This is a genomic window from Pseudomonas sp. P5_B3 (genome assembly GCF_056400405.1).
In genome coordinates, this window is the sequence record NZ_JBFULI010000006.1 from 162779 (window position 1) to 171905 (window position 9127).

Annotated in this window: 15 protein-coding genes; 5 read left to right on the forward strand and 10 right to left on the reverse strand. The window is 53.9% G+C overall.

Features of this window, described 5'->3' with window-relative positions:
• Nucleotides 1–48: 48 nt before the first annotated feature.
• The 9 genes from AC1DRN_RS06355 to AC1DRN_RS06395 form a co-directional block, all read right to left on the reverse strand.
• On the reverse strand, nt 49–267 hold the full coding sequence (locus tag AC1DRN_RS06355) for a hypothetical protein (RefSeq protein ID WP_457265769.1): 219 nt from the start codon (nt 265–267) through the stop codon (nt 49–51).
• Between the two features lie 163 nt (nt 268–430).
• Nucleotides 431–1108: a hypothetical protein gene (locus tag AC1DRN_RS06360; RefSeq protein ID WP_457265770.1), complete on the reverse strand. Its 678-nt coding sequence runs from the start codon at nt 1106–1108 to the stop codon at nt 431–433.
• Nucleotides 1105–1704 carry a recombination protein NinG gene (locus AC1DRN_RS06365; RefSeq protein ID WP_457265771.1) on the reverse strand — a complete coding sequence of 200 codons (600 nt, stop codon included), beginning with the start codon at nt 1702–1704 and terminating at the stop codon, nt 1105–1107. Before AC1DRN_RS06365 ends, AC1DRN_RS06360 begins: the two co-directional genes overlap by 4 nt.
• Nucleotides 1701–2171, reverse strand: a complete 471-nt coding sequence (locus tag AC1DRN_RS06370) for a hypothetical protein (RefSeq protein ID WP_457265772.1) — start codon at nt 2169–2171, stop codon at nt 1701–1703. Before AC1DRN_RS06370 ends, AC1DRN_RS06365 begins: the two co-directional genes overlap by 4 nt.
• Nucleotides 2168–2965, reverse strand: coding sequence for a hypothetical protein (locus tag AC1DRN_RS06375; protein WP_457265773.1), 798 nt, complete (start codon nt 2963–2965; stop codon nt 2168–2170). Before AC1DRN_RS06375 ends, AC1DRN_RS06370 begins: the two co-directional genes overlap by 4 nt.
• Entirely contained in the window at nt 2952–3923 is a 972-nt protein-coding gene (locus AC1DRN_RS06380) for a phage replication protein (protein ID WP_457265774.1), read from the reverse strand. The genes AC1DRN_RS06375 and AC1DRN_RS06380 overlap by 14 nt, the downstream gene beginning before the upstream one ends.
• Before the next feature lie 198 nt (nt 3924–4121).
• Complete coding sequence (locus tag AC1DRN_RS06385) at nt 4122–4301, reverse strand: hypothetical protein (RefSeq protein WP_457265775.1); 180 nt, start codon at nt 4299–4301, stop codon at nt 4122–4124.
• Nucleotides 4302–4319: 18 nt separating this feature from the next.
• Complete coding sequence (locus AC1DRN_RS06390; protein ID WP_457265776.1) at nt 4320–4508, reverse strand: hypothetical protein; 189 nt, start codon at nt 4506–4508, stop codon at nt 4320–4322.
• Nucleotides 4509–4539: 31 nt separating this feature from the next.
• The gene (locus AC1DRN_RS06395; protein ID WP_457265777.1) at nt 4540–4779 is read right to left on the reverse strand and encodes a transcriptional regulator; all 240 of its coding nucleotides are present in this window, start codon (nt 4777–4779) and stop codon (nt 4540–4542) included.
• Nucleotides 4780–4879: 100 nt separating this feature from the next.
• Here AC1DRN_RS06395 and AC1DRN_RS06400 point away from each other — a divergent pair, with 100 nt between their 5' ends.
• The 3 genes from AC1DRN_RS06400 (at nt 4880) to AC1DRN_RS06410 (ending at nt 7246) form a co-directional block, all read left to right on the forward strand.
• Nucleotides 4880–5689, forward strand: coding sequence for a S24 family peptidase (locus AC1DRN_RS06400; RefSeq protein ID WP_457265778.1), 810 nt, complete (start codon nt 4880–4882; stop codon nt 5687–5689).
• A gap of 343 nt (nt 5690–6032) precedes the next feature.
• The gene (locus AC1DRN_RS06405) at nt 6033–6920 is read left to right on the forward strand and encodes a hypothetical protein (protein ID WP_457265779.1); all 888 of its coding nucleotides are present in this window, start codon (nt 6033–6035) and stop codon (nt 6918–6920) included.
• On the forward strand, nt 6917–7246 hold the full coding sequence (locus AC1DRN_RS06410) for an STAS-like domain-containing protein (RefSeq protein WP_457265780.1): 330 nt from the start codon (nt 6917–6919) through the stop codon (nt 7244–7246). The genes AC1DRN_RS06405 and AC1DRN_RS06410 overlap by 4 nt, the downstream gene beginning before the upstream one ends.
• 594 nt (nt 7247–7840) lie before the next feature.
• On the opposite strand, the gene AC1DRN_RS06415 is transcribed toward AC1DRN_RS06410, so the two are convergent.
• Complete coding sequence (locus tag AC1DRN_RS06415; protein WP_457265781.1) at nt 7841–8155, reverse strand: DUF1654 domain-containing protein; 315 nt, start codon at nt 8153–8155, stop codon at nt 7841–7843.
• 450 nt (nt 8156–8605) lie between these two features.
• Between AC1DRN_RS06415 and AC1DRN_RS06420 the strand changes: the two genes are divergently transcribed.
• The gene (locus tag AC1DRN_RS06420; RefSeq protein ID WP_457265782.1) at nt 8606–8797 is read left to right on the forward strand and encodes a hypothetical protein; all 192 of its coding nucleotides are present in this window, start codon (nt 8606–8608) and stop codon (nt 8795–8797) included.
• Between the two features lie 107 nt (nt 8798–8904).
• Nucleotides 8905–9127: polysaccharide lyase family 7 protein (locus AC1DRN_RS06425; protein ID WP_477786655.1), on the forward strand; the 223-nt coding region annotated here is incomplete at its 3' end.

A 9127-nucleotide genomic window follows, 5' to 3' on the forward strand; every position in this document is an offset into this window, starting at 1 on the left:
AGGCTTCCCTCATCCCAAGGGAAATAAAGTTTCCCCTTGTTGATGGCATTATCCCAATCGAGGTCCTGAGCTTGGTTCAGAACTCCGCTTTAACTCTTCAGAAATGCGCCACTCCGTCCAGTGTGCATAAGCATTGGCCTCTTCCCCACTGAAGAAGACTCCCATAGGCTCCCCATCAATAGCGACGATCCAAATTTCTAGAATTTGGAGGGTGCGCCATTCCTCAGGAACTTCGAGGCCTACTTTATGCGAGATGGTGACAGACATTAATGACTCCTGATTTTCGGTAGAGTCAAAACGCTATCACGCGATGTCGCATGCGCACAATATAAAACCCGGCACGGTGGCCGGGTTCAGGTATTCGTGTGCGTTTCGCGTTACTTGTGCACTATGGGAAAAGTACGCACAAACTCCCGTCATGTCAATATATTTATGCCGCCTCTTCATCTTTTTCCGAGTGAATTACCTGCCATACCGGTTGCTGAGCCTGGATATCAACTTCCGTGATCACTTTCTTCAGGGATTCCCACAGGTCGAGCCAGTCGCGCGTCCAGTTCTTCGGATCAATCGTCACACCGAAGAACTCTTTCATCTCGGACGCTACCCGCGCTGGCCCCCACTCTGCCGCCCCGCTCACCTGGGCCTTGTACGACTGCAGCGCTAGGGTGATCAGGTACTGGGCCTTCACGCGCTTGGCCGATGTCAGGTCGGGCAGCTCCGCTTTCGCTGCCACCAACAGCACTGCGTTCATGACGTGCTGCATGGTCATCGCCGGGTGATAAAGGAAGTGCCCGAACTGCTGCACCTGGAATGGCAACGTATCGATGGCGCGGAGCACTTTCCCGATGGTCGCCAGGTGAGCAGCGCGCGCCGTGGAACGACCCACTGGCGTGCGGCGCGTCTCGCTGATGCTGATCCGCTGGCGTACAACCTGAATGCGCTCTTCCTTGTCCTCGCCCAGGGCCGCAAATACCGCTTCATGGCGGCGCATGCGAGAACCTGATTTCACCGGGGCCGACTCTGCCTTGTCGATTGCTATGGCACTGATCGATGCGTTCGATTCGTGCTGCGACTCTGTCCATACCTGCCTTGCGCTGATCAGTTTCATGCTGCTTCCTTTTTGAGCTCTCTTGTCTTTGCCCGGTATTCGGCCTTGATGGCCTTGAGGTCGTCGATGGTGTACTTGCGGGCCGAATGAGGCCCTTCCAGCCAATCCACCTTGTCGGCGCCGATGCGCTTCACCAGGCGGATGCGGTACTTGACCGCATTACCGGACAGATTGCGATTGCACTTCACGCACTGCCGGTGGATGTTCATAGGTTCGAACCGAAGCTCAGGACAGGCACCGACCGACCGATAGTGACCGGCGTCCCAGCGGCTACCCGTGATCAGGTCGTGATCGCTCGGCATCGAGTCGCAGCTGATGCATGGCAGGTGCGCGTCACGCAGGCGCACGTACTCGTTCACCGCCGCTTGGGCTTCGCGCAGGTGCTCCGCCCTGCTCTTCAGCTTCTCTTTGCGGACTCTGATCTCGCGGCGCTCGCGCTGGTCGATGGCCTTGCGGGCTTTCTCGCTATTGGCGGGAGCGTGAGCCAAGGCGCACTTCTGGCTGCACACCACCTGTGTGGTATTGAACATCGGGGCAAACTTCTCGCCACAGGCTTTGCACGTCTTCTGCTTCACGTCCTTGATCCCAGTCCTCATGCAGCCTCCTTGCTCAGCAGATCAGTGAAAACCACGCCATGGCCAGTGAAGTAGGCTGAGATCCAGTCGGTGTACTGGATGCCTTGAGCGCGATTGAACAGACTGGTCACTGGGAATCCATCAGGGCCGAACAGCTTGCAGCCGCCCATCATCGATAGCTTTATCTCGTACGGCAGATGGCGCATAACCCGGTACCACTCCGCCTGAAACCCGGCATCCTCGTTCAGCAGGATCTGGACGCCGAAGTGCAGCTTGCAGTAACGCCGGGCGTCGGCTGCATCGCCGATCGGGGTCATCTCTGCGATGCGCTTGTACATGGCAAACCACAAGGCGTTCTGATCGAGTGTGCGATCCTTGCCCGGGCGCAAAGACACCACCACAAACTTCTTGTCCCGGAACATGGTGTTCAGCTTCGTGATGGCCTCGGTGAGCTTGGCCTGGCTGTTGACGCTGATCTTGTCAGTCATTGCGTCGCCCTCTTCGCTTCCAGCTCCTGAGCCTGCTGAATCAGCAGTGCCCGGCGATCCGCCAACTCGTTCGCCGCTTCAATCCTCATTTCAGTTTTCCTCTCGGCACTGACCTTCCGCATTTCCAGCATCGACGTCTTCACCAGCTGGAGCTTTTCGCGAATCGCCGGGGCCGGCCGGGTGACTGCGCTGGTGAGCAAGCCAGCCAGGGCGCGACCGTCCTCGGTGATCGGCTCAACGCTCAGATCGGCCAAGTACTTCTGCCCGTGTTCCCGCGGGATACGTTGCATTTGCACCGCCTTGGTGACGGCTTGGATACGACGGTTGGCGTCGAACCCGACAGAGACGTGCCAGTTGACCTGTCTCGCATCCTCTCGGGCCTGGCCTACGAACCGCTCGTAAGCGCTGATGAATGCCATGCGAGCGCCGACCTTGTCGCCGGCGTCGAGAACCGGTTTTGCAGCGGCCAGAGCCAGTTGGATTTCGTCGGTCAGTACCACGGTCTCGAATTCATCGTTGGTGGTCATCGCGATCGCCCAAGCTTCATCCTTGCCCGGGCGGCCATCGGCAGCCTGAACGCGCTGCAGAATGTCCGCCATGGTCAGCTTGCCTTTTACTTCGAAGCGGCAGGCCTTCAGCGCAGCGCGGATGTCCGATACGGGATAGGCGCACAGGTCTTCAGCCATGATTGCCGCCGTACCGGGGCTCATCTCCTGGCCCATGGCTTCGGCTGTTGCGATGATCGCAGCGGACAGACCAGCAACTTGGGCGTCGTTCATTTCAGAGGTATTCATTGCGCTCTCCCGACTGACGTCTGGTCAGAACCAATTGAGCGGCTTGCTCAGCGGCGGAAAGGTTCGCTTCGGTGCGTTCCATCTGGCGTGCAGTGGCGCCGTTGATCCGCTGACCGGTCACCCACTGGGTGTGGTAACTCTCGGCGTTCGCCAGCAATTCGTTGAGGCTGTGGCATTTGCGTAGAACTGCGGCATCGCTGGTTTTCAGGAAATGGGCTGCGACGTGGTGGGCGACGTCGGTACCGAGGCGGTCGACCAGTTGTCCGAGTTGGCCACCGACCTTGGCGTTCCACACCGGCCAAGTGCTGTAGCGCTTGCGGTAGGCCATGGCGTAATTCGCCCAGACCTTGAAGGTTTTGCAGGACTGGTCTTTGGGGCCCGGCATGTCGGCTGGAATATCAACCCGTGGAACGTCGGTGCGATCAACCACCAGCACCAAGTTGCGGGCCGGCTTGTCCGGGCCGTCCTGCAAGTCCTGACTGGTATCCTGATTGGTACCCTGATGATTGGTATCCTGATTTGTCGGAGATTTTTCCGACCCTGGCTCGGATTTTTCTCCGACCTTGATCGGATTTTTTTCCGAGGTAGATCGGATTTTTTTCCGACCTTTGTTCTGTGGTGGGGTCGGATATTTTTCCGACCCATCAAGCTTCTGGTTCCACTCGATCGCCTTCTCGGTCAGGCGAAACAGCGTGATGTTCGAGGTACTGGAAAGCTCAATCAAACCGGCCTCTTCCAGGGCCTTCAGCAAGCGGTAAGCGGTATCCGGTTTATCAGTGAGCAGCGGCAGCTCCTCGATGATCTTGGCCTTGCTCAGCGCGAAGAAGATCCCGTCATCCGTCTTGATTGGCTTGGTCCAGCTCGGGCAGCCGTAGACGAAGGCGAACAGCAGAGCCTGCTGAGAGTTCAGCCCCCACTCCAGCGCCTTCACCTGGTTGATCGTAACGGTGTATTGCATGTCAGGTGTTCCTGACAAAGTGAGAACGCGGAGAAGTACGCGACACGTTTTTCGAATTCTGAAAACGTGTCGCGACATTGAAGGGGGTATTGCTTGAATTAGGCTGGCTCTGCATAGTCGGGCCTCTCTAGTTTTACAAATCAGCCACCATGCCCGGTGGCTTTTTTGTGCCTGAAATTTGGTCTTATCAGGGCCTACTCAGGCCTTTCGATGGAAAGGTGCTACGGTTCCCCTCGGATTTCGGGGCTTGGTTCGGTTGGCCAGTTCTCGACGCATCAACTCGGCAGCCAGCTCTTCGGGGGTAACCCCCCTCTTCTCTGCTTCACGCTCCAGCTGATCCATCAGGGCCTGGTCCAAGCCGACCTGTTCGATAGGCATGGGGCCTCCTTTGGGCCTTCAGGCCGCGTTGTGCTCAGCTGTATCCTCAGACGACAAGGCGGCAAGCTGGGCCTCTAAGAGCTCCCGACAAAGGACTGCGCGCTGTGTGCGATGGAATTTCGCCAGCGCTTGAATGAGATCAAACGTGTCCTCATCAACACGGACCTTGATCTCGCGGTCATGGAGGTGCTTGGGATTGGCGTACATGCGGTCGATGCTCCTGGCTGATGAAATTGGCTTAAGCGGCTGATTGAGTTGGCTCGGAACTGCGTAGGTATGCCCAGTCGATATCCGGGCGCATTTCCTCGCAGGTCACCGAGCGAGAGGATTCGCGCTCAATGCTGATGGCGAGCGCAGCACCCGGACGCCGGTAGCCGTAGGCAACCTGCTTGAGCTGTCCGACAGTCGTGCCGCAGCTCGCTGCAAAGTTCTCAAGGGACTGCTTGTCAAATGGCTTGATGTAGTCGTGCAGATTCATGGGTGCGCCTCCGTATTGCCGCCAGATTAGCAACTGCTAATCTGACATTCAATAGCAGACCGTAATTTACTGAGTACTAAACGGAAGCGATCATTCGCGAATGGATATAAATCAACTACGAGTACAAGCTCTTAAGGCCGTAATGGCTGGGGCTTCGCAGAAAGACTTTGCCAATCAGCACGGCCTGGATGCGTCGTATCTGTCCCAAATTCTTAACGGGCACAGAAACCTCGGCGAGAAGGCTGCAGCGAACTTGGAAGAAAAGATCGGCTTGGCTGCTGGCAGCCTGGTCAGCCCTGCGCGCTCCGAGGTGGCGTCACCTGTGAAGCCAGGTCTCTCGGCGATTGAACAGCTGAAGCTGTCCTTGTCCAAGGTGAAGGGATTTTCCAGCGAAGCGCGGGACCGCATCGTGGCGGCGGCAGAGGAGCCAGATAGTGGCCCGGCAAATTTTTTACCAGCCAGCCTTTCGAGCCTTCGCCCAACAAATGATGAAATCCTAATCCCGCAGTACGACATACGGGCAGCTATGGGGCACGGGCAGGTGCCTCCAGATTACACAGAGGTAGTTAGGAACTTGGTTGTGCGGGAGGAAATCCTGCGCGATAAAGGCGTCACCTATACCTCGACATCAGCTCTCGCGATGATCAATGGCTGGGGCCAAAGCATGGAAGGGACGATCAATGACAAGGACCTGGTAATTGTCGACAAGGGGATCAAGGATTTTGTTGGGGACGGGATTTACGTTTTGACTTGGCATCAAGAGCTATACATCAAGCGGATGATGCGTCTGGATGAAGAGCACTACAGGCTCATATCAGACAACCAGCATTACGAGAATCAGACGGCACGCATTGACGATGTGACGATTCATGCGAAAGTGCTGTTTATTTGGAATGGTAGAAAAGCATGAGCATTAATCAGTTGGGGTGTTCCGTCAGGCCCTGGGTGGCTATTTGGCATGCAGATTTTAGCTTGGTGAATACAGAGAGCAAGGAGCGCCAGTGAGGAAGGTTCTGCAGTGCCAAGGGCCGGCAAAATTAAGGGCGGCTGAAAGAAGATTTGCGCGGTCTATACGCGCGAATATAGGACGCCTTCATAAAAAAGGAGGGCGCTCCGAAAAGAGGAAACACGCCGAAAAGCCGCACATAGTAGATGCCCCTACGAAGATGGATCTTTACAGCCCAAAAAATCATCGGGCCTTCGTTTTATTCCTTAAGCGAATTAGGCAGTGCGTCAGTACGACTAGTAGAACTGTGATAAATCTAAAAAACTGCTCGCGGATAACTGCCGGCGCTGGGCTGCTTTTTTATGCAGAGATTGACCGCCTTGTTAAAGCATATCCGCATAACAGTATAAGGTGTATAAATCCCGAAAATCTGAGAAGTGGCCCCGGCAGGTCTGATAATAGTAATTTTGTAGAAGGCGCCCTGAATCAGATCGGATTTTATAGATTGATCGGGCAGCAAAACAATACCAAATCATCCGTAAGATCGGTAAAAAGATGGCATCAATTATCTGGCGACTCTGCGGATGGCAGCCTTGCTAGCTCGCTGCTGCAAACGCTGTCTAAAGAGGTTCCCCCCCAAATTCTGAAACGGTTATACCGAGGAGCAATTGAAGCAATCGCCAACTGTGTAGAACACGCCTATCCGTCTCCTAGACAGGACGGCCTAGGAATACCCGACCCGCGCTGGTGGATGCTTGTTGGCATAGATGATGAGAATTTAACAATTATCGTTTGTGATTTAGGTGTTGGTATACCAAGCACCTTGCCTACAAAACATAGCGACTCATTCCTAAGCAATCTAAAGAACAAGTTAGGTATTACTGGAAGCTCTGACTCTGAGATGATTAGAGCCTCAACGCACATTAAAGAGACCAGAACAAAACTTACGCATAGGGGCAAAGGTGGAAAGGATTTCCGGAGCATGCCGGAGACCTTCACGTCATCGTTCCTAGCTATTAGAAGTAACAAGGGATCATTTTTCATTACTGGGAGAGACCACCCGCCTTTTAAGGCTGTATCTTCTCGTAAGTATATTCCTGGCACAAACAATTCAGAGTCTACGATTGAGCACGACGAATCAATATGTGGTACGCTTGTTGAATGGGCAATCCAAGTGAAGGATTTGCAAAAATGAAAGATATTTACGTTAAAAGCTTTAGTGAATTTCCGGGACCGAGAAAAGAATCAATCGGCCCGAATTCAGGTGAACGCTTCAGAGATGAAGTTTTATATAAAGCAATTCAAGACTCACCAAACGAAACTTTTCGTATACATCTGGATGGAACTGCCGGATATGGCTCATCTTTCCTCGAAGAGGCCTTCGGCGGTCTCGTTAGGCTAGGAGTTGCAGAGCAAACTATGAGGGGGATCATTGAAAATTTGGTTTCGGAAGAAGATCCCTCTCTGATAGTGGAAGTTTCCGAATACATAAACGATGCCATACAGGCTCTAAAGGAATAGGTATGGTATCTAGCACATTTCAAGTTGCATTCTGGATTATAAGTATCTTGTTTGCGATGTTTGGTTTAATAGTCACCATTATTGGGTGGCGGGTAAACGCAGCAAACTCTAGAAATCTGGCACGAGTGAAGGATATACACGATTCCATTGATGATTGTGTAAAAGCGTTATCCGACTTGGAAGATCTCGCCTACTCATTTTGGCTTGATGCCGATGAAAAGGCTAAGCCATATCAAATGATCGTAGGTCATCGCCGACTTACGCATCGACTTAAGCAGCTTCAAGCGCTTACTAGCGGGCCCATTCCAAGTCACGCGATGATAAGTCTACGGCAGAACTGTACCCTCGATTGCGAGACCAGGACAGAACCGTTGAGTGGAGAGGATGTACGCATCAAGCGTATTTCTCTTGCCGCGTCCAACATTCTACAGTCCAGCATCCTGCAGAAAAGCTGGGAGGAGAATGCAGAAAGGGCTGCCTGATACGCACTCTGGTATTTATTGCCTAATAGCCCGGCCCAGCGCCGGGCTTCTTGTAGTGCCCTTCCCGATCTGAATCTGCGGCCCGCCATAAAAGCGGGCTTTTCTTTGCCTGTCAGAAAGGCGCGACCTCCTCCACTGCCAAGAACTCGTCATGCACTTCAACCTGGTGATCGTTCTCCGATGACGCTTCCCACTTCAACGTAACCGACTCATCATCGTTGAACGTCATGTCTATGCCGTCCGTTTCGGATAGCAAGCCCATAACCTCTTCCCATTCCCGATCTCCGTCCGTATCCAGGCGGTGAATCGTCACCCAGCGCTGATCTTGCGCGATCGGGTGGTTGATCATTGATGAAACCCTCAGGCCAAGCCGCTCAATGCCGCTCATTTCCTGCCGTTCTGCCGGTTTAGCCTGCTTCTTCGCCATTCCAAATCCTTCCCTATATAGCTGTATATTCATACAGTGACAGAGAGATCATAGCCGGACATTTACTGAAATGTAACCACCCAGGAACCGACAGTTGAATAGCGCGTAATCACCGCGCGTAAATTATTTAGCATTTGCTATTGACGGGCCAATTAGCGATTGCTAATTTACACCCATCGCAGCGACACACAACCACTGCGAAGGGCCTCAAAGGGCCTGACCGCTCTTTAACAATCAGCGCAATACGAACAAAGACGGCACTGCCTCTACGGCGACCGGAGATCAGATAGCCCCGAAAGGCTACCAACGCGAGGATCACCTCGACAGCTGACTAGAGCGAAATGCTCAAACCGCGTGAATGACCCGATAAGCAGAGCCAGCAGGAACGGAACATTTCACTGATGCACCTGGTTGCCCGGGTGCATTGGGAAAACAACCGGAGCAACAGCCATGAGTGAGCCAGCGACAGCGGCGCCTACGAAATGCACTCGCTGCGGTCAGCCCGCTGACCCAGTGATCGACAAAAACATCATCGATCGGGAATGCGACCAAGTGCGCAACAAGAAATACGTTCGTCAGCAGAACCTGCCGTTCTGCAGCGAAGAGCATGCAAACCACCATCAATGGTCTTGTGAAGGCTGAATGCATCACCTCTGCCCATTCACTGAGTGGGCAGCGGGATGTAGGCCTGCATCAAACGAAAGGCTCAACAGAGCAAGGTGACATCAAATGAACTAAAGGATCGACCCATGACTGTAGACATCAGCAACTACACCATCGCCACCCCGCTTCCTATTTCCGAGACCAACCCGATCGCCCTGGAACTGATCGGGTGGCGTGCACTGATCGAATGCCCTGACGTCGTATCGATGCTTCCCGACGGTTCGCTTCAGATGACCGCGCCAACCCTTGGCGCCTCAAGCAAGAGCACAAAACGTACGCGCTGCGAGTGGAAGGAACCCGGTTATTGGC